This window comes from Oceanobacter mangrovi (assembly GCF_019740315.1).
Taxonomy (GTDB): Bacteria; Pseudomonadota; Gammaproteobacteria; order Pseudomonadales; family Oceanobacteraceae; genus Oceanobacter; species Oceanobacter mangrovi.
In genome coordinates, this window is record NZ_JAHXZR010000003.1 from 44,303 (window position 1) to 65,335 (window position 21,033).

Here is a 21,033-nt window from a genome sequence, read left to right on the forward strand (position 1 = left end):
TGTGTGCCGATGTTCACAAGAATGACGAGCTGGATAAATGTAAATGCCAACAGTTGGGGATGATTACACAAAGCTGAAACGGCGCGTGCTGTGGCGGACTCTGGGGTCTGTGTTTTTGCTGCTGGCCTTGCTGGCCATCACCCTCAAGGCGTTTTACAACGAGGAAAAGAAGCGGTTGGAAAGCAGCCAGGACGTTGCTGCCCGTCATTTGCTTTCACAGTCTCGAGAAGCCGTACAGTACAGTTTGCGTTCCATTCAGGAAGATGTCCGCTATTTGATGGGGGTGCATCAGCGGGTGGGGCGTTCGATGGTCTCTGAGGCCACTCACTTCACCTTATTGGAAGGCGCATATCAGGCGTTCCTGTCTTCCCATCTGGACCAATACCAGCAGCTGCGTTTTTTATCCCCCTACGGCCAGGAAGTTCTTCGGGTTGAACAATTCGATGATGGTTCAGTGCGCCAGGTTGCTGCCAACCTGCTTCAGGACCGCTCTCGCAGTGATTATTTCAGGGCTGTTATGGGTGTACCTCCGGGGCATCTGATCCTGACGGAGATGAAGCCAATCCGGGATCTGGCCACCCTTCAGCAAATGCGATTTGAGCCACTGTTACAGCTGGCGGGGCGCCCCAATCGGCTGGCTGCCGGTAATGATGGCGTGTTGGTACTGACTTACCGCATAGGCTCGATGCTGGACTATTTGCAGCAGCAGAGTAGTCATCTGGAGGGCAGTTTCTGGCTGGTGGACCAGTATGGCAACTGGTTGATGCCGCCGCGTCAGACCGGTATCTGGCATTTGCAGGGGGACCAGAACCACCCGCATTCCGTGCCGCTGGATTTTCCGGCCGTGTGGCAGCGGCTGCAGGGTGGCGATGTCACCAGCGACTCAGAGGGCCTGTTGCTAACAGATCGGCTGGCAGTGTCCCGCTTTCTCAATAACAAACCGGTATCCATGATCACCGATCCGGCTGAGCAGGCCCTGTTCGACAAGGGACAGCATTGGCAACTGGTGTACTGGTTGCCGGAGTCGCAACGCTGGAACAGCCTGGCCAAGTTACGTAACTGGTTGCTGTTGGGATTTTTATTGATGGCATCGCTGATTCTGGTTCGTGCCGGGGTTGGCTATCGCCAGACTATCGAGCGTTTGCAGGCTTTTGTGTCTTTGGAACGAGCCAACGCGGAATTCCGTGAGCTGTTGAGTGCCACCCCGGATGGAATTCTGGTGGCCGACAAGCAGGGACATATCGTGATGGTTAATCATCAGATGGAAGACCTGTTTGGCTATGAGCGTGGCGAATTGATTGGCCAACCGGTGGAATTGCTGATCCCGATGAAATTTCGTCGCGAGCATCCGCAACTGCGCGAAAGTTATAACGCCAAGCCAATGCGACGGGCGATGGGCGAAGGCCGTCCGTTGTCGGCGGTGGCCAAGAATGGTGGCGAGTTTCCGGTCAGTGTCAGTCTGAACGCGGTCGATTCACCGGACGGTTATCAGGTGATTTGTGGTGTACGTGACCTGACCGCAGAGCTGGCCAGTCGTGAACGCATTTCGCAGTTGAACCGGGAGTTACTGGAATCGAACCAGCAGCTGGAGCAGCGGGTTGCCGAACGGACGTCGGAACTGGAAGAAGCGCGCCATCAGGCTGAATATCTGACCCAGGTGAAGAGTGAATTCCTTGCCAATATGAGTCACGAGATCCGTACTCCGCTGAATGCCATTCTGGGGCTGGCGTATCTGCTGGATAACAGCAAACTGCAGCGCGACTCGGCGGATATGGTGAAGAAAATCTGCAAGGCAGGACGCTCGTTGCAGATGATCATCAACGACATCCTGGATTTTTCCAAACTCGAAGTTGGTCGGCTGGAAATCGAACAGGCGCCATTCCGGCTTGATTCCCTGACCGACAATCTGGCTACCATCATGTCGTCAAACCTCGGCAGCAAGAACATCGAACTGGTGATTTCACCGCCGCCTGCGGTCGCCAATTTTCTCATTGGCGATTCGTTGCGACTGGAACAGGTGCTGATAAACCTGGCAGGTAACGCGATTAAATTCACCGAGTCCGGCACTGTGCTGGTCAGCATTGAGCTGGTCGCGCAACAGCAACAGCAGGTGGAGCTGAGGTTCTCGGTGCGTGACACTGGCATTGGTATTTCAGCGGCCAAGGCTGAAGAAATTTTTGCACCTTTCTCGCAGGCCGATAGCTCGACCACCCGCAAGTTCGGTGGCACCGGGCTGGGCTTGTCTATCAGTCGTCAGCTGGTACAGATTATGGGCGGTGAGCTGCAGCTTGATTCTGTTCTGGGTGAAGGCAGTGAGTTCTTTTTCACGCTGACCTTCCCCCGTGCTCGCGAGCAGATCTTTTCTCATCCTGAGTTGAGCGGTCTCAAGCTGATGATCGCTGACGATAACCCTATCGCGCTGGATGCCCTGAAGAATGTGGTTGATACCCTCGGTTGGGAGGCTCGTACCTTTGTCTCCGCAGAGGAGCTGATCAACGCACTGGATAACCGGTTACGGGGTGAAACCATTCCGCCGGTGATTCTGCTCGACTGGGAAATGGATGGCATGGATGGACTGCAGGCAGCCCGCGCCATTCGCCAGCGTTATTCTGACGAAGAAGCACCGATTCTGGTAATGGTGACCAGTTATGGGCGCGACAAGTTGGCGGCCAGTGATAACCTCGACTGCCTCGATGGCTTCATCAATAAACCGGTAACCGGCTCCGAGCTGTTTGATCATGTGCTGCGTATTCGCCATTTGCGTCACCAGCAGGGACATGTAGACACCGAACTGCCCTGTCAGCGGCTGGCTGGGCTACACTTGCTGGTTACCGATGACAGTGAAATCAATCGTGAAGTCGCGGCCAGGATTTTTGGCGGCGAAGGTGCGCGGATCTCGCTGGCTGCTAACGGTCGTGAGGCAGTGGAGCTGTTGCAAAGTCAGCCTGACGATACATTTGATCTGGTTCTGATGGACGCGCAAATGCCCATTATGGATGGCTATGAAGCCACCCGGATTATTCGCCAGAGCGCTGGCATACTGCATTTGCCCGTGATTGCCCTTACCGCTGGCGCTTTTCAGGATCAGCGTGAGCGAGCCGAAGCCGCCGGTATGAACGGTTTTATACCCAAGCCCTTCGATGTTGATGCTGCAGTCGCCTTGATTCTGCGCAATGTGTCGCCAGAGCCGATCAGACAGCATGCCGCTGGGCAGCCGTTCGAGGATAGTTCGCAGACCGGTGTTGCCAATGAAACGGACTTGCCCTTGTTTAACCCGGGCAAGGCCATGCAAACATGGCAGGATTTGTCTGTTTACCGCCGTTATCTGGGGATCTTCCGACGTGACTATGGCGACCAGCCAGAGGAGGAAGCTCGTGCCTGGCTGCACAAGATGCGTGGCGCGGCTGCCAACCTTGGACTTGAAAGAGTGGCGGCAGAAGCTGCAATCGTTGAACAGCAAACGGATCGTGGCGAAGAGCCTGATCCGCAAGCACTCAGCAAGGTACTGGATCGGCTGCAACAAACCTTCACACTGGTGGACGAGTATCTGGCGGATGCCGCATATACAGCCACTATGCCGGTTACGGCAGTTGATGAACGTTCGCTGCTGGTCGTACTGGAGCACTTGTTAGAGGCCTTGGCTGCCGACGATATTGATCAGAGTGAGCAATTGGCCGCTGATCTGGCTGCCAAATGCCCGGATAATCGTTGTCAGCAGTTGCTGGATGCATTGGCTGCATTCAACCTGACAGAGGCCGCCGGACTGGCTCGGCAGATGAAAACTGATTTTGCAAAACGGAGTAAGCTGTAAATGGGTAGTCCTGTTCTGGTGGTTGATGATGAGCCACAAAATCTGGCGACCCTGAGACAGATCCTGTCGCCGGATTACAAACTGATCTTTGCCCGCAGTGGGGAAGAAGCCTTGCAGATGGCTGCCCGGCATTTACCGGTGTTGGTGCTGCTGGATATGGACATGCCCGGCATGAGTGGTCTGGAAACCTGCCGTAGCCTGCGTCAGCAGCCGCAATTTGCCCAGCTACCGATTATTTTTGTTACCAGTCATTCAAGCCCGGAAGATGAAACTGCAGCCTTCGATGCTGGTGCGGTCGATTTTATTACCAAACCGGTGTCGGCTCCGGTAGTTCGTGCGCGGGTGCGTACCCATCTGTCACTGGTTCGTTCGGCACGGCTGGAGCGGGTGAGCCGTGATGCCATTAACATGCTCGGCATGGCAGGACACTTCAGCGACAGTGATACGGGTGCCCATATCTGGCGGATGGCGGCGTTTTCAGCGACGCTGGCAAAAGCCATTGGTTGGGACAGCGAGCGCAGCAGTCTGCTGGAGTTGGCGGCGCCCATGCACGATACCGGCAAAATCGGTATTCCCGCCCATATCCTCAAAAAGCCCGGCCCATTGACCGACGACGAGTGGGAAATCATGCGCCGTCATCCCCAGATCGGCCACGACATTCTCTGCTGCAGTGATGAACCCGTATTTCGTCTGGCGGCAGAAATTGCCATTTGTCACCATGAACGCTGGGACGGTAAAGGTTATCCCAACAGCCTTAAAGGAGAAGAGATTCCAGAGTCAGCCCGGATCGTTGCGATCGCCGATGTTTTTGATGCACTCACCATGGACCGCCCCTACAAAGATGCCTGGCCGCTGGAGAAAACTCTGGCCGTGATGGAAGAGGGTGCAGGCCATCATTTTGATCCGCATATGTGGGAAATTTTCAAAGCCGTACTACCAGAAATTCTGGCAGTGAAAGAAGAGTGGGATGCGAAAGAACCAACCATGGGCCTGCTGCCGCGCTAGCGGTGGTGGACTATTGTGGCGGCGTGTTTGATCTGGATGTGATTTACAGAAACAAAAAAGCCTCGCGATTGCGAGGCTTTTTTGAGGAATCTGGATGGTGCCCAGAGGCGGAATCGAACCACCGACACGGGGATTTTCAATCCCCTGCTCTACCGACTGAGCTATCTGGGCATCTTGGCTGACGTTTGACGTCTCGCTCAAGTGGGACGCATTAAACAGTTATCTCGATTTTCTGTCAACAACTTTTTTAAAATTAATTTTCAGGTTTTTCAGGCACATAGCCGTCGGCCTTGTCGAAGTCGTCGCCTGACAGGAATTTTCCACGCTGTTCGGTCAGATATTTGCGGGCTTCCTTATCCATCATGTTGAGATGTTTCTCGTTGATCAGGCGGGTTTGGTGCTCGGTCCACTCTTGCCAGGCCTGGGCGGAGACGTGGTTGAAGATGTCTTCTCCGGCTGGGCCTGGGAATGGTGGCTGTGACAGGCCTTCGAGTTCTTGCTGATATTTACGACAGACGACAGTACGGCTCATGGCTGGCTCCCGGGTTCAGAGTTGACGTTGCAGCAGCTTGATGACGGGTGCTGCCAGTCCCAGCTCGCTGGGGTCGGCCGGATTGTACCAATGCTGGCTGGTTTGGCCTATTTGGGCAAGCTCGGCGGCCAGTTCGATTTCTACCGGGTGAATATGCAGGTGGTAGTGGCTAAAGGTGTGACGGAAGCTGCGGAGTTCCTGCAGGTACTTTACCTGGCTGCCAAAGCGCAGGTCTGCTGCTTGCTGTGCCTGTTCCAGCGAATCCGCTTCGGGAAAGCTCCACAATCCACCCCAAATGCCGGTCTGTGGCCGCTGTTGCAGCAGCACATGACCAGCAGGCGTGCGGAACATCAGCAGCCAGCTGTGTTTTTCCGGCTTGACCTGTTTGGGTTTGCCATTGGGGTATTGGGTTGGCTTGCCGCCAGCATACCCCTGGCAATCCGGCTGTAGTGGGCAAATGCCACAGGCAGGTTTGCTGCGGGTGCAGAGGGTGGCGCCCATGTCCATCATCGCCTGGGTGTATTCGCGATGGCTGTGTTCCGGTGTCAGGCGTTCGGCTATTTGCCACAGTTGTTGCTGGATGGCGGTGGTGCCGGGCCAGCCTTCGACGGCGTAGAAGCGGGTCAGTACCCGTTTGACGTTGCCGTCGAGAATGGCGGCCCGTATGCCCATGCTGATCGAGGCAATGGCTCCGGCGGTCGAACGGCCGATACCGGGTAGGTCGGACAACTGTTCGACGGATGTCGGAAACTGACCGCCATGCTGTTCGACAATGACCTGGGCGCATTTGTGCAGGTTACGTCCGCGGGCGTAATAGCCCAGCCCGGTCCAGAGGTGCAGTACTTCGTCCTGCTCTGCCGCCGCCAGCGCTTCAACGGTTGGAAAGCGCTCCATAAAGCGTTGGTAGTACGGGATCACGGTGGCAACCTGGGTCTGCTGCAGCATGATTTCCGAGACCCATACCCGATAGGGAGTTATGTCCTGCTGCCAGGGCAGATGTTTACGGCCGTGCTGGTGATACCAGTTGAGTATGGTGGTGGCGAAAGACTGCTGTGGGTTGTTCGGCATGGGTCCGGTTTCAAGGTTGTCGGTGACTGAGCTGCATGGCACGGGTCTGGTCGAGAAATTGTTCCAGCTGTTGCACGTCAAGCGGACGGCTGAACAGGTAGCCCTGGGCCTGGTCGCAGCGGTTACGGCGCAGGAATTCTACCTGATCCTCGGATTCCACGCCTTCAGCAACAACCTGCAGGCCGAGCTTGTGTGCCATGGCGATAACGGCCGCGGTGATGGCCATATCATTGCTATCTTCCGGGATGTCGTTGACGAACGAGCGATCGACCTTGAGCACTTCGATGGGCAGGGTTTTGAGGTAGGCCAGTGACGAATAGCCGGTGCCAAAATCATCAATGGCAAAACGGATGCCGGTATTGCGCAGCCGTTGCATCACCGCCACGGCGGCGTTGAGGTCCAGCATCAGGGTGCTTTCGGTAATTTCCAGTTCCAGGTTGGCTGGTGGCAGGCCGGTGTGCTGCAGTACGTCACCTACCAGTTGTTCGAGATTGCTGGCGGCGAACTGGCGGGCCGATAGATTGACCGCTACGCGGGTATTGCGCGGTAGTCGCCGTTGTTCAATCAGGGCTTTGATCTGTTGGCAGCTGTGTTGCAGCACCCATTCACCAATGTCCAGAATCTGGCCGGTTTCTTCTGCCACCGGGATAAAACGGTCTGGAGCAATCGGTCCTCGGGTCGGATGATTCCAGCGCAGCAGGGCTTCGACACCCGTGACCTGATAGGTTTCGAGGCAGACCTTGGGCTGGTAATAGATACTGAACTGTTTTTCTGCCAGTGCGGTACGAATTTCCTGTTCCCAGGCCAGGTGTTCGAGAATTTCCTGATTCATGTGCTCTGAGAAAAACTGGAAGTTGTTGCGGCCCAGCTCCTTGGCTTTGTACATCGCCAGATCGGCGTTTTTCATCAGCGTGTTGGGGTCGCTCGAATCCTGTGGTGTCAGTGTGATGCCAATACTGACCGAGGTGATAATTTCCTGGCCTTTGATGCGAATGGGACTGCTGAGCGCCTGCAGCAGCTTTTCGGCGACGACCAGCACGTCGGGTATCTGTTTGATGTCGGTCAGCAGGATGGTGAACTCGTCGCCGCCAATGCGGGATACGGTATCACGATCCCGCACGCAGGCACTGAGACGATGGCCGACTTCCTGAAGTAACAGGTCACCAGCGTCGTGGCCAAGGGAGTCGTTTACTCGCTTGAACTGGTCCATGTCGAGGAACATCAGTGCCAGGGTGGAGTTGCTGCGCTGGGCGGCCTTGATGGATTTCGACAGGCGGTTCTTGAACAGGCGACGGTTGGCCAGCCCGGTCAGCGGGTCATAAAAAGCCAGGGTTTCCATTTGCAGCTGGGCGGCTTTTAACTCGGAAATATCGGACACGGCTCCAAGACAGCCAATCACCTGTCCAGACTGGTCGTGTAGGGGGCTGACCAGCAGATGTACCCAGCATTCCTTGCCATTTTGTGGCTGTAGACGCAGCTCCATGGCGATGCTGGTTTGCTGTTCAACCAGCTGGTGCCAGGCGGATTGGGCCTGGTCGCGGTCTTGCTCGGCAATTCTGTCGAACCAGTGTTCTATTTTCGGCAGTTCGCTGTAGAGGTTGTGAATATCGCGCCAGCGCTGGTTGACGTACTGCAGCTTCATCTGATTGTCGAGCTGGAAGATGCCGACGGGGGAAAAGGCCGCCAGCTTGCGGAAGCGGGCCTCGTTTTCTTTCAGCGCTATGTGTTCCTGCTCGACGGTGTGCAGCAGTTCATTAAACAGGTTGGTCAGGCCACTCAATTCAATATGGGATTCTTCACCGACCCGGATTGAGTAGTCTTTTTCCCGGGCGATCTGGCCCAGCGCTTCGCTGAGATTGCGGATTGGCATCAGCACCAGGTGCTTCAGACGGGTTGCCGCCAGCAGGCCCAGCAGCATGGCAATGATGGTAATGATGGTCGCGAAGCCAATAAATTGGCGCAGGTGGTTATGCAGTTGCTGGTCGGTTGTCTGAATTAGCAGGGTTCCGACGGGCTGATTACCGTTCAATACCGGATAGGTGTTTTGCCAGCTGTCCCATTCGGCGTCAAACGGAGAGGGCGGGCATTTGGCTGGTTCGTCTTTGGTGCTGACTGAGTTGTAACTGGCCAACAAGCGTGGATCGGTGTTGTAGAAACAGCCGAGGCTGATATTGGGCGCTGCCCGGAGTGCCTGAATTGCCTGTTGCAGGTCGTGTAAATGGCCATCCAGGATTTCATGGGCTGCGTAGGCTGCTGTGATGCGGCCGATGGTGGCGACCTGTTGCTGGTCATCGCTGCGGGTCAGGTAATACTCCAGCCAGAGATAGGCTGCGCTGCTGAAAGTCATGGTGATGGCGGTGGTCAGCAAGGAGACCATAACCAGCTTGCGTTTCAGATTCTGGTGTTGGCGTGACATAGCGATACATCGGCTCTGGATACACGAACGAGTCGGTCAGTATGGACTATATCAACAAGGACTGCTGCATGTGGGGTGGTCTGGCGGGAGTGGCAATCCGGACAGGCAGAGCTGTCCGGGGAGTTTGAATTGCCAAGGTTGGCAGCTGATTGGCTGAATCAGCTGGCCGCGACTTGCTCTGCTTCCTTCTTCAGTTCTTCCAGCAGTACATCCATGCGCTCCTTGGCATTGCCGGGGTTGGTTCCCTGCAAGCGCTGGCTCATTTGGTCGCGATAGGTTTTAACCATGCTGAGGCCGGATACCACGGCATCGTAGATGCGCCATTGCTTGTCGTCACCCTGATAGAGTTTGAAGTCGATCGGGATCACGTTGCCGTTTTGCTGGATCAGCTGACCCTGTACCAATGCGCGGTCGCCAGCATCATTGATGCGGGCGTCTTCGTAGGCGAGTTTTTCGCCGCTGAAGGCCTTGAAGGCGCCGGAATAGGTACGAATCTGCAACTCGCGGAAGCGTTCAATAAATTCGTCACGTTGCTGCGGGCTGGCCAGACGCCAGTATTTGCCCATGGCGCCCATGGCAATTTTTTCCTGGTCGATAGCCGGGACGATATATTCCATTACCAGGCTGGTTACCAGTTCGTCGGTACGGTCTTCCACTGTAGTGGCTTTCAGCTTGTCGATCAGGCCGTTGGTTGCCTTGGTGACGACTTCTGTTGGAGTAGCCGCCCAGCTGTTCAGGGCGAACAACAGCATGGCGGTGGTTGTCAGCAAGCGTTTCATCATGGTCATTGGTGCTTCCCTTAATAGTTCTTGGCGGGACAAAACTGCAACCAGTATGAGGCCTGGTTATTATTGAGTGTAGCGTGTCCACTCTGGAAAGAGTGTTGCCAGTGGCTCTCAAGTGTCAGTTTGTCGGCGTCCACTGCCAGGTGCCTTCAGCTGTTTCCGTGAACCCTCTTGAGACAACGGCAGCGTGCAGGAATTCCGGCAGGTTGTTGATTTGCAAAACAAAGCCTTCGTTGGCGGCCCACTTTTGCAGTAACCAGAGACTTTGGTGCATGACGCCCCGGCGCTGGGTCAGTGTCCGTACGGCGGCGCAGTGGAGGGTGACAATGTCAGCTGATTGCGAACAGAGTATGACACCGACGATTCGATCGTTAAAACGGCCTCCCGCGATCCAGCCGTTGCTGGTGAGTAAATTGTCGAGTTGATCACGGCTGAGGGGGGCAAGCCCGCTGTTCTGGTGGAGTTTGTCGAGGTCGTTCCAGTCTTCCGGGGTCGGCTGGTGGATATGTTCCAGTTTGATGGGCACCTGGAGTCTCCTGTGTGATTGGCAAATGATGCACAGCCAATAGCTGGCGGATATGGATAACCCGGGACCGGGTTTGTTCCATGGAGGTTTTTGACGCCGCCCTTTATAATGCTTTCCTTTTTCTTTGGCGAGAGTTTGGAGTCTGTCCATGGCCCGTACCGCGACGGTCGAACGCAATACCCTGGAAACCCAGATCAAGGTATCCATCAATCTGGATGGAACCGGTACCAGCAAATTCGACACCGGAGTGCCGTTTCTCGAGCATATGATGGACCAGATCGCTCGCCATGGTCTGATCGACCTGGATATTTTCTGCAAGGGCGACCTGCATATCGACGATCACCACACGGTGGAAGACATTGGTATTACACTGGGTCAGGCTTTTGCCGAGGCCATTGGTGACAAGAAAGGTATCGTTCGTTACGGCCACAGCTATGTGCCACTGGACGAAGCCCTGTCGCGAGTGGTGATCGATTTCTCCGGTCGCCCGGGCCTGAGTTTCAACTGCGATTTCACTCGTGCCAGCATTGGCAAACTGGATACCCAGCTGTTCTGGGAATTTTTCCAGGGCTTTGTGAATCACGCCAAGGTGACCCTGCATATCGACAATATCAAGGGCTTCAACGCACACCACCAGGCTGAGACTATTTTCAAGGCATTCGGTCGGGCGCTGCGGATGGCGGTGGAAATGGACCCTCGTATGGCTGGTGTGATGCCGTCAACCAAAGGCACGCTCTGATAATACGCTCTCCTGGTCTGTGGAAGGAATAGATTTGTGACTAGTAAAGTTTGTGCAGTGATCGACTATGGCATGGGCAATTTGCACTCTGCTCATGGTGCGCTGCAGGCAGTGGCTCCGGGTACGCAGGTGCTGGTAACCAGTGATCCGAAAGTCATTATGGCTGCCGATCACGTGGTGTTGCCGGGGGTTGGTGCGATTCGCGATTGTATGGCGGAAATCCGTGCCCAGGGCATTGATCAGGTGGTTGCAGAAGTTCGCAAGACCAAGCCGCTGTTGGGGATTTGTGTTGGCATGCAGGCGATGATGGATCGTTCAGAAGAGAACGGTGGCGTTGACTGCCTCGGTATGTTCCCCGGTCAGGTGCGTTTTTTCGGTAACGATCTGAGCGAAAACGGCGAAAAGCTGAAGGTTCCGCATATGGGCTGGAACCAGGTCGAGCAGCTTGCTCATCCGCTCTGGAAAGACATTGCCGATAACAGCCGCTTTTATTTTGTCCACTCTTACTGCGTGTCTGCCGAGCGGCCAGAGCAGGTTAAGGGGCGTGGCCATTACGGTGTTGATTTTGCGGCTGCAATTGGTGAAGACAATGTGTTTGCGGTGCAATTCCACCCGGAAAAGAGCCACAACGCCGGTCTGACGCTGTTAAAGAATTTTCTTGAATGGGACGGTCAGGCCTGATCGCCGCCGTCTGCTGAATTAAAAAGGTTTCCCCATGCTTGTTATCCCAGCAATCGATTTGAAAGATGGTCAATGCGTGCGTCTGCGTCAGGGCCGGATGGACGACTCCACCGTATTCGGTGATAACCCGGTTGAAATGGCCCGTCGTTGGGTCAATGCCGGCTGCCGTCGCCTGCACCTGGTGGATCTTAACGGCGCCTTTGCTGGTACGCCGGTCAACGGCGAAGCCGTGACCGCGATTGCCAAGGAGTTTCCGGGTCTGCCAATCCAGATTGGCGGTGGTATTCGGACTCTGGAAACCATCGAAGCCTATGTAAAAGCGGGCGTCAGCTACGTGATTATTGGCACCAAGGCGGTAAAAGAACCTGCTTTTGTGAAGCAAGCCTGTGACGCTTTCCCTGGCAAGGTGATTGTGGGTCTGGATGCCCAGAATGGTTTTGTGGCTACCGACGGCTGGGCTGAAGTCTCTGAAGTGAAGGCGGTAGATCTGGCCAAACAGTTCAAGAATGACGGCGTGTCTGCCATTGTTTATACCGATATTGCCCGTGATGGCATGATGCAGGGTGTGAATCTGGAATCAACCGTTGAGCTGGCGGTTGAAGGTGGCATTCCGGTAATTGCTTCCGGCGGTGTGACCAATATCGAAGATATTCGTCAGCTGGCGATGGTTGCCAACAAGGGCATTCTGGGGGCTATCACTGGTCGCGCGATCTATGAAGGCACACTGGATGTAGCTTCTGGACAGAAGTTGGCTGATGAGCTGGTTGGCCAATAAGCGCCGGACGGAGCGGAGAGAACACTATGGCATTGGCCAAACGCATTATCCCCTGTCTCGATGTAGACAAAGGCAGGGTTGTAAAAGGCGTCAATTTTGTTGGAATTCGGGATGCGGGTGACCCGGTCGAGATTGCCAAACGCTACAACGACCAGGGCGCTGATGAAATCACCTTTCTGGATATCACCGCCAGTCACGAAGGTCGTGATACGACGGTGCATATGGTGGAAGCCATTGCCGAGCAGGTGTTTATCCCGCTGACGGTCGGTGGCGGCATTCGTGAGCTGGCTGATATTCGCAACATGCTGAATGCCGGGGCGGACAAGGTGTCGATCAACTCGGCAGCGGTGTACAACCCGGAATTCGTCCGCGAAGCGTCACAAAAATTTGGTGCCCAGTGCATCGTAGTGGCGATTGATGCCAAGCAGGTTGGTGACAATCACTGGGAAATTTTTACCCATGGTGGCCGCAAGCCAACTGGTATCAATGCGGTTGAGTGGGCGGTGAAGATGGCCGACTACGGCGCGGGTGAAATTCTGCTGACCTCCATGGATCGTGATGGCGTGAAATCCGGTTTTGATATTGGTGTAACCCGGGCGATTTCAGACGCAGTGAATATTCCGGTGATTGCATCCGGCGGCGTGGGCAATCTCGACCATTTGGTCGACGGCGTGATCCAGGGCCGGGCCGATGCTGTATTGGCCGCCAGTATTTTCCACTTTGGTGAGTACACTATTCAGCAAGCCAAGGAACACATGGCTGCGGCTGGAATTGAGGTTCGTTTATAAAAACAGTAACGGGGTCAGAATATTTCTAATCAGTCTGTGAAATAATTCTGGTCCTGTTTTCAAGGGATTGAAGTATGGCCTGCAGAACTTTGATACTGGTCGTTGTGTCGTCAACGGTAATGGCAACGGCTGCCAGCCGGGCGGATGTACTGTCAGAGTTTGAGCCAGAAGTCCCCGTAGTGCTCAGCCCCGTGCGCCTGCAGCAGCCCTTACCTGAGGTGCCTGCCAGTGTCACTGTGATCTCCGCTGAGCAGATTCGCCAGTGGGGCATTCAGCGACTGGTGGATGTGTTCCAGTATGTGCCGGGCATGTTTGTCGCCCAGGAGCTGGATTCCAACCAGTCCAGTGTGGTGTATCACTCAGGCAGTTTGTCGCTTTCCCGTCGTCTCGAAGTGCTGGTGGATGGCCGCTCAGCTTACCTGGCGACCTTTGCCAGTGTTGACTGGGACCAGCTTAATATTGCTCTGGAAGATATCGAACGCATCGAGATCACCCGCGGCCCCAGCGCCTCGTCTTATGGTATGAATGCCTTCCAGGGCATTATCAATATTGTTACCCGTCACCCGTCTGACAGTCGTCGTCTGGCAATTTCAACCTCCATTGGCAGTGATGGTCGCAAGCGTGGTTACGCCAGCAGCAGCTTTGCGGTTGCTGAAACGGATCAGCGTTTGTCGGCGTTTGCCAATCGTGAAGGTTCGACCGATTACGCTAATATCAGTGATACCCCCGATCAGAACTGGGTCGAAGGTTTCAGCTGGGCAGGTTCAAGCCGGATCGGCGATGACTCTGAGTTACAGTGGCAGGCTGGCCGCCAACGTTTACGACGGATGGTGATTGGTGATGACAATTTCCATTCAGAGCAGCCGCGTCAGCGTTCCATTAGTGATGCACTGTCCTTGCAGTGGAAAAGCCTGTCGGGTCAGAGTCATGACTGGCAAGTGCGAGCTAACTGGCATGCTGAAAACCAGGAGAAGTCCTTTTCTGCCTGTACGCCAACCATTGCCTACGACACCAATTTGACGGCTCTCTACAAGCAGGACCGGGCGCTCGGCAGGGCACTTGGTTATGGTGTTTTGCCTCTTTTGAGCAGTTCAACCTCAGATTCGGAAAAGCAGCAGATTCAGCAGCTTTATGCAGCTATTGCCGCAGGGCTGATTTCGGCTGCCGAGCTGCAGGTTTATATGCAGGATTCCGGTGTGGATACCGAAATCACTGACGAAGAATATGCGCTGACGCAGGCGGTGGCCGCCAGTGCCGTGGCTGCCAACGGCCTTGATGAAGTGACTTGCGGTACCGGCGACTATGACCTTTATGAACAACGACTGTCGCTGGAAATTGAACATACCTATTGGTGGAACGCCGCTGTGCGTTCTGTGCAGGGGTTGTCGTTCCGCCGCGATGAAGTCAACTCGAGTACCTACTTTGGCAGACGTCTGGCCAGTGATTCGATTCTGGCCTTTGGCAGCCTGGAATACCGGATGTCGCCGGACTGGTTGCTATTTCTGTCGCTGACGGCAGAAAAGCAGACGGATGAACCTGCCCATTATTCGCCGCGTGTTGCCCTGACTCACTTGCTGGATGCGGGCAGTAGCCTGCGGTTCCAGTATGCAAAAACCCACCGGACGCCGGATCTGGCAGAGCGTTATCTGGATGCGACGGTGACTGTGCGAGGCTTGACGGACAATTATCTGGGGCTGGATTCGGGTGAATTATTCCTCACGGGTTCTACGTCGGATTGGGAGTCGGTACCACGCGGTGAGGTGATTCACGCCTGGGAGTTGGGGTATTTCATCATGCTCAACTCCCCGCATCTGATGTACGATATCAAATTGTTCCACGAGCGGATGGATCGTCTGGTCGAAGGTCAGGTCAACCTGCTAAATAACAGTCTTGGGGATGATGGTGCGTTGCATCTAACCGGTCTTGAATGGCAGCTGGACTGGCAACTGAACAGTAATCAGAAGCTCTGGTTAGTGGGCTTGCTGCAGGATCGTAATAGTTTATCCGGTCGTGATGAGCTTGAGCTTGGCGCCGAGAAAAGTTTGAGGCTGGCCTGGACCAGTCAGTTTAACCAGCTGGAAACCATGCTGGGCTTGCATCTGGATCAAGGGATCGAGGTGCTGAGCAGGAATAACCGGGGTAGTACGGGGTATCGTCAGCGCAAAGTGGTTGGCCGTATTGGCTCCAACCTCGTTGGCTGGAACTGGTCGTTGTCGACAACTTACGATGCCGATGCTGGGGATACTTATTACGAGCGTAATCCGCGCTGGCTGAACTGGGCGTCGTTGGGCTACAAGTGGTAGTCCGGCGGCTGTTCCGGCGGAAGAAATAGCGGCTATGTAGCCAGAGTCAGATGATGAGTAACCCGCTCAATAGCAAGACAGACACGGGTGTCCGTGTCTGTCTGACGATCAGAAGTTGATCAATACAATACGCGGGCGCGAATCGTACCATCAACCTCTTTGATCTTCTCAAGCGCCAGTTCGCTGGCAGACTTGGCAACATCGATCACAACGTAACCGATATCTTCAACCGTTTGCAGGTACTGGCCAGAAATGTTGATCTGGTTTTCGGCAAAGATCTGGTTGATGGCGTTCATAACGCCCGGCACGTTGTAGTGGATGTGCAGGATGCGGTGAACATTGTGGTTGGAAGGCAAGGCTACTTCCGGGAAGTTCACAGACGCTGTGGTGGTACCGTTGTCGCTATAGCTGGACAGTTTCTCACCCACTTCCTTACCGATGTTTTCCTGGGCTTCCATAGTGGAGCCGCCAACGTGTGGCGTCAGGATTACATTGTCGAAACCGCGCAGTGGGCTGACGAATTCGTCGTTGTTGCCGCGCGGCTCAACAGGGAATACGTCAATTGCAGCACCCAGAAGTTTCTTGCTGGAGAGAGCTTCGGCCAAGGCGTCGATATCAACTACGGTACCACGTGCCAGGTTCAGGAAGATGGAGCCTTGCTTCATCTGGGCGAATTGTTCCGGACCCATCATCCACTTGGTGGCTTCGGTTTCCGGGACGTGCAGGGTCACTACGTCGGCCAGCCCCAGCAGTTCCTCCATTGAGCCAACCTGGGTGGCGTTACCGATTGGCAGCTTGGTAACGATGTCGTAGAAGTATACCTTCATACCCAGGCTTTCAGCCATCACCGACAGCTGGGTGCCGATGTTGCCGTAACCCACGATACCCAGTTTCTTGCCACGAACTTCGTAGGAGTTCGTGGCTGTTTTCTGCCAGCCGCCACGGTGACAAACCGTGCTTTTCTCTGGTACACCGCGCATCAGCATGATGATTTCAGCAATTGCCAGTTCTGCTACGGAGCGGGTGTTGGAATATGGCGCGTTGAAGACGGCAATACCGCGCTTGGTCGCTGCCTTCAGGTCGACCTGGTTGGTGCCAATACAGAAACAGCCAACCGCAATCAGTTTTTCTGCTGCTGCAAAGATGTCTTCAGTCAGCTGGGTGCGGGAACGAATGCCGATGAAGTGAACGTCTTTGATGCGTTCTTTCAACTCTTCTTCTGGCAGGGAAGTTTTCACGTATTCGATGTTGGTGTAGCCGGCAGCCTGGAGAGTGTCCAGAGCAGACTGGTGCACGCCTTCCAACAAGAGGAATTTGATCTTGCTTTTGTCGAGGGACGTTTGTGCCATTGGGGTACCTTCTTTGAGGTGCCGGGATCAGTCAGGGGCTGATCTCGAGTTGTGTTGTAAGCGGTTGGCCTGTTCGTAGGGGAGAAAGCTCTCCAAAAACAGGGCGCATATGGTACCATGCCCGCCTTTCAATGTGATCCTCCGTTCCCGTCTTCAACCTTACGATTCTTCAGGTTGGCGTGACGATCTTTCATATTTCTGGAATGACCCATGACGCAACTAACCCAAGCAGCTCTTGTTGAACGCCTGGCGGCCATCGTTGGCGAGGATAAAGTACGCACTGATGCGGACTCGCTGGAAACTTTCGGCAAGGACTGGACCAAAATTCTTGATCCAAAGCCAAGTGCCATTGTTTTCCCGAAAACCACAGAGCAGGTGCAACAGATTGTGCTGCTGGCGAACGAGGCTGGTCTGGCGCTGGTACCTTCCGGTGGTCGTACTGGTCTGAGCGCGGGTGCCGTTGCTGCCAATGGTGAGGTTGTGGTGGCGTTCGACTATATGAACAGCATCACTGACTTCAACGCAGTGGATCGCACGGTGCGTTGTGGTGCCGGGGTGATTACCGAACAGCTACAGCAGTATGCCGAACAGCAGGGTTTGTTCTACCCGGTGGATTTTGCCTCTTCTGGCTCCAGCCAGATTGGCGGCAATATTTCCACCAACGCCGGTGGCATCAAGGTTATTCGTTATGGCATGACCCGTGACTGGGTTGCTGGTTTGACCGTCGTTACCGGTAAGGGCGACATTCTGCGTCTGAACAAGGATTTGCTGAAGAACAACACGGGTTACGATATGCGTCACCTGTTTATTGGTGGTGAAGGCACGCTGGGTTTTATTACTGAAGCAACCATGCGTCTGACCCGTCCGGCCAAGAACCTCACCGTGCTGGTGCTGGGAGTACCGGAAATGGGCGCCATCATGAGTGTGCTGCACAAGTTCCAGTCCGGTATCGATCTGACCGCGTTTGAGTTCTTCTCTGACAAGGCGTTGAAGAAAGTGCTGGCTCGCGGTGATGTGCAGGCGCCGTTTGAAACGGAAACCGAATTCTACGCCTTGCTGGAATTTGAAGCCGATACCGACGAAAAAATGGACGTTGCCATGCAACTGTTCGAAGCCTGTATGGAAGAAGGCTGGGTATACGACGGTGCGATCAGCCAGAACGAAACCCAGGCGGCCAACCTGTGGCGTTTGCGTGAAGATATCTCCGAAACCATTTCCCACTGGACGCCATACAAGAATGACCTGTCGGTGGTGGTTTCCAGGGTGCCGGAATTCCTGCAGGAAATTGATGATGTTGTTGTGCGTGAGTACCCGGACTTTGAAATCATCTGGTTCGGCCATATTGGCGATGGCAACCTGCACCTGAACATCCTCAAGCCGGATGATCTGCCAAAAGAAGAGTTCTTCGAGCGTTGTGGCAAGGTATCAAAGTGGGTGTTCGAGATTACCGAGAAGTACGATGGCTCGGTGTCAGCGGAACACGGTGTTGGTCTGACCAAAAAGCCTTACTTGCATTACACCCGTTCAGCGGCTGAAATTGGCTACATGAAAGCCATGAAGCAGGCGTTCGATCCGAACAATGTGATGAACCCTGGCAAGGTCATTGATATGGACTAATTGTCCGTATCAATCGGGTGACAGCAAAAAAAGCCGACTCAATTGAGTCGGCTTTTTTATGCGCAGGAGCTTGGGTCAGAGCTACTGTTTAGAACAGCAGCTCAGGTGTTGCGCTTAGGCCGCTGTCAGAGTCTTCGCCGTCCGGGCTGTATTGTGGCAGCACAGTTTCGGTTGGGGTGTTTTCCGAACGGAAGTACTCAAAAATGGCATCTTGCTGACCAGGAGCTGCCAGTAGGCCGGTTTTGGGGTCAATCCGCACGGAAACAATGCCGTCCGGTTGTTGCAGTTGCACTTCGGGTTCGGTTGTCAGGGCAACACGCATGTAGTCAACCCAGATGGGCAGTGCTGTCGTGCCGCCCTGGGCCCAGCGTCCCAGCGTCGATGGCTGGTCAAAACCAACCCACACGGTGGTGACCAGATTCGGATTGAAACCTGAGAACCAGGCATCTACCTGATCGTTGGTGGTGCCGGTTTTGCCGGCCAGATCGCTACGGTTCAGCGCTTTGGCGCGACGGCCGGTGCCTCGCTGGATCACATCTTTCAACATGTTAACCATCAGGAAGTTGGTGCGCGCATCCATAATGCGGGGAGCGTAGGCAGGCGCTGCCGGGGCTTCGTTGTCGTTAGTGCTGGCTGGTGTGAGGCCTTGAGTGGAGTTGCAGTCTCGACAGGCAATTGCCGGATTGCTCTGGAACAGGATATTGCCGGTAGAGTCTTCAATACGATCTATATAGTAGGGCTGAATTGCAAAACCACCGTTAGCCAGCGCGGCATAGCCGGTCGCCAGTTCCATTGGGGTGACAGCACTGGCCCCCAGAGCCAATGACAGATCGGCATTCAGCTGCTTTTCCGGGAAGCCGAACTGTTTAATGTAATTGACCGCCGTCGAGGGACCCATTTGTTTGAGGATGCGGATGGAAACCAGGTTCTGGGACTTGTACAGGGCTTCGCGCAGGCGAGTGGGGCCATAGAACTTGCCGCTGTAGTTTTCGGGTCGCCAGGTATTTTCCAGTCCTGCATCCTTGAAGACCACCGGAGCGTCATTAATGATGCTCGCAGGCGTAAAGCCGTTTTCTAGCGCGGCACTATAAATGAAGGGCTTGAATGAAGAGCCCGGCTGGCGCATCGCCTGGGTTACCCGGTTGAACTGATTGGCGGATTGTTCGAAACCACCGACCATTGCCTGAATGGCACCATTGTTGGGGTTGAGTGAAATCAATGCACCATTAGCTTCTGGTGGTTCACCCAATAATACCTGTTGGTCGCGGATTTCAATCCAGACTTGCTGGCCAACCGCGAGCACGTCCGCTGGCTTGGCTGGTTTGGCACCTGTGGCGTTGACATTAATATAAGGGGACGCCCATTCCATGCCATCAAAGAGGAGACGCTGATCATCTTTGTCGGTAATCAGCCAAGCGCCGTCTTTGTCGAGTTGTACAACTGCTGCCGCGATCAGGTTGCCAGGAGCTTCGATTGTACGCAGCTTGTTGCGCCAGTTTGTCAGGGTGGCTGGCCAGTCGGTGTCATTTTCTGTTTTGTCGGATAGCCAGTCTGGCAGGGCTTGCGGATTGCGGTTCTGTGAGGTGCCTGTTGCACCGGACTTGATTGCTGGGTAAACGTTGGCCTGCCAGCGATAACCATGTGCTCGGTCATAATTCAGCAAACCTCGCTGCAAAGCGTCGTTGGCAGCTTGCTGGCGCACGGAGTTGATGCTGGTGTAAACCACCATACCCTCTGTGTAGGCGTTATTGCCATACAGGTCGACCATGTGCTGGCGTACCAGTTCTGCAATGTAGGGAGCGGTGACTTCGCTGGTTGCGCCATGATACTCGGCGGTGACCGGAGCGGCGGTTGCGTCTTCGAATTCTTGCTGGTTGATTTTGCCTAGGGTCAGCAACCGTTGCAGTACATAGTTTCGACGTGAAATAGCCCGCTCAGGGTTGTTGATCGGGTTGGCCGCTGAAGGTGCTTGCGGCAGACCGGCAATCATGGCTGTTTGTGCCAGAGTCAGTTCGTTTATTGATTTGCCGTAATAAACCTGGGCCGCAGCTTCGATACCATACGCCCGTTTACCCAAATATATCTTGTTTATATAAAGTTCGAGGATTTCTTCCTTGCTCAGGGTTTTTTCTATCTTGAGTGCGAGCAATATTTCAGTGAATTTTCGCGAAAAAGACTTTTCACTACTGAGGTAATAGTTCTTGGCAACCTGCATGGTGATGGTGCTACCACCAGATTTCTTTTTGCCAGTGCGAATTAGTTCCAGTGTTGCGCGTAAAAGTCCTTTAACATCAACGCCGTAGTGCTCGTAAAACGCGTCGTCTTCGGAGGCCAGTAAGGCATCGATAAAACGTGGTGGTACATCCGGGTATTGCAGGGGGGAGCGGCGTTTTTCACCGTACTCGGTGATCAGCAAGCCATCCTGGGTATAGATTCGTAAAGGTGTTTGAAGGTCAACGTCGCGAAGTTGTCTCGGATCCGGAAGGTCTGGTGCCAGATACAGATACACAGCAAGGCAGGCCAGGGCGACGCCTGATAAGGTTGAAAATATTAACCAGATCAGGAGTTTGAAGAGAGATTTCAGCGTGATCATAAGACTCGTTTTACGGTTGGCGGCGATGTCCGATTCGCGGTCGCG

General features: G+C 54.6%; 15 protein-coding genes and 1 tRNA gene. 8 read left to right on the plus strand and 8 right to left on the minus strand.

What is annotated here, in order from left to right:
* Positions 1-43: 43 nt before the first annotated feature.
* Positions 44-3,811 (plus strand): response regulator, encoded by a 3,768-nt coding sequence (locus K6123_RS07030; protein WP_221795736.1) that lies wholly within the window; start codon positions 44-46, stop codon positions 3,809-3,811.
* Complete coding sequence (locus K6123_RS07035; protein ID WP_221795739.1) at positions 3,812-4,816, plus strand: response regulator; 1,005 nt, start codon at positions 3,812-3,814, stop codon at positions 4,814-4,816.
* A 95-nt stretch (positions 4,817-4,911) separates the two neighbouring features.
* Here K6123_RS07035 and K6123_RS07040 read toward each other — a convergent pair.
* The 6 genes from K6123_RS07040 to K6123_RS07065 form a co-directional block, all read right to left on the minus strand.
* Positions 4,912-4,987: transfer RNA gene (locus tag K6123_RS07040), tRNA-Phe, on the minus strand.
* Positions 4,988-5,069: 82 nt separating this feature from the next.
* Positions 5,070-5,348 (minus strand): oxidative damage protection protein, encoded by a 279-nt coding sequence (locus K6123_RS07045; RefSeq protein WP_221795742.1) that lies wholly within the window; start codon positions 5,346-5,348, stop codon positions 5,070-5,072.
* Between the two features lie 15 nt (positions 5,349-5,363).
* Entirely contained in the window at positions 5,364-6,416 is a 1,053-nt protein-coding gene (mutY, locus tag K6123_RS07050) for an A/G-specific adenine glycosylase (protein WP_221795745.1), read from the minus strand.
* Between the two features lie 10 nt (positions 6,417-6,426).
* Complete coding sequence (locus K6123_RS23365) at positions 6,427-8,832, minus strand: putative bifunctional diguanylate cyclase/phosphodiesterase (RefSeq protein ID WP_221795748.1); 2,406 nt, start codon at positions 8,830-8,832, stop codon at positions 6,427-6,429.
* Between the two features lie 158 nt (positions 8,833-8,990).
* Positions 8,991-9,620, minus strand: coding sequence for an MlaC/ttg2D family ABC transporter substrate-binding protein (locus K6123_RS07060; protein WP_221795751.1), 630 nt, complete (start codon positions 9,618-9,620; stop codon positions 8,991-8,993).
* A 115-nt stretch (positions 9,621-9,735) separates the two neighbouring features.
* Complete coding sequence (locus K6123_RS07065; protein ID WP_221795755.1) at positions 9,736-10,293, minus strand: acetyl-CoA sensor PanZ family protein; 558 nt, start codon at positions 10,291-10,293, stop codon at positions 9,736-9,738.
* Here K6123_RS07065 and hisB point away from each other — a divergent pair.
* From hisB to K6123_RS07090, 5 genes are all read left to right on the plus strand, one after another.
* Positions 10,292-10,882 carry an imidazoleglycerol-phosphate dehydratase HisB gene (gene hisB, locus K6123_RS07070; RefSeq protein WP_221795758.1) on the plus strand — a complete coding sequence of 197 codons (591 nt, stop codon included), beginning with the start codon at positions 10,292-10,294 and terminating at the stop codon, positions 10,880-10,882. The genes K6123_RS07065 and hisB overlap by 2 nt on opposite strands.
* Before the next feature lie 36 nt (positions 10,883-10,918).
* Positions 10,919-11,563: an imidazole glycerol phosphate synthase subunit HisH gene (gene hisH / locus K6123_RS07075; protein WP_221795762.1), complete on the plus strand. Its 645-nt coding sequence runs from the start codon at positions 10,919-10,921 to the stop codon at positions 11,561-11,563.
* Between the two features lie 34 nt (positions 11,564-11,597).
* The gene (hisA, locus tag K6123_RS07080) at positions 11,598-12,338 is read left to right on the plus strand and encodes a 1-(5-phosphoribosyl)-5-[(5-phosphoribosylamino)methylideneamino]imidazole-4-carboxamide isomerase (RefSeq protein ID WP_221795765.1); all 741 of its coding nucleotides are present in this window, start codon (positions 11,598-11,600) and stop codon (positions 12,336-12,338) included.
* Between the two features lie 26 nt (positions 12,339-12,364).
* Positions 12,365-13,126 (plus strand): imidazole glycerol phosphate synthase subunit HisF, encoded by a 762-nt coding sequence (gene hisF, locus K6123_RS07085; RefSeq protein WP_221795768.1) that lies wholly within the window; start codon positions 12,365-12,367, stop codon positions 13,124-13,126.
* A 74-nt stretch (positions 13,127-13,200) separates the two neighbouring features.
* The gene (locus K6123_RS07090) at positions 13,201-15,429 is read left to right on the plus strand and encodes a TonB-dependent receptor plug domain-containing protein (protein WP_221795771.1); all 2,229 of its coding nucleotides are present in this window, start codon (positions 13,201-13,203) and stop codon (positions 15,427-15,429) included.
* 119 nt (positions 15,430-15,548) lie between these two features.
* Here K6123_RS07090 and serA read toward each other — a convergent pair whose 3' ends face one another.
* Complete coding sequence (gene serA / locus K6123_RS07095; protein ID WP_221795774.1) at positions 15,549-16,778, minus strand: phosphoglycerate dehydrogenase; 1,230 nt, start codon at positions 16,776-16,778, stop codon at positions 15,549-15,551.
* Between the two features lie 210 nt (positions 16,779-16,988).
* Between serA and K6123_RS07100 the strand changes: the two genes are divergently transcribed.
* Positions 16,989-18,395, plus strand: a complete 1,407-nt coding sequence (locus K6123_RS07100) for an FAD-binding oxidoreductase (protein ID WP_221795777.1) — start codon at positions 16,989-16,991, stop codon at positions 18,393-18,395.
* Positions 18,396-18,483: 88 nt separating this feature from the next.
* Here the strand turns inward: K6123_RS07100 and K6123_RS07105 are convergent, their stop codons facing one another.
* Positions 18,484-20,811 carry a penicillin-binding protein 1A gene (locus tag K6123_RS07105; RefSeq protein WP_246624677.1) on the minus strand — a complete coding sequence of 776 codons (2,328 nt, stop codon included), beginning with the start codon at positions 20,809-20,811 and terminating at the stop codon, positions 18,484-18,486.
* Positions 20,812-21,033 lie beyond the last annotated feature (222 nt).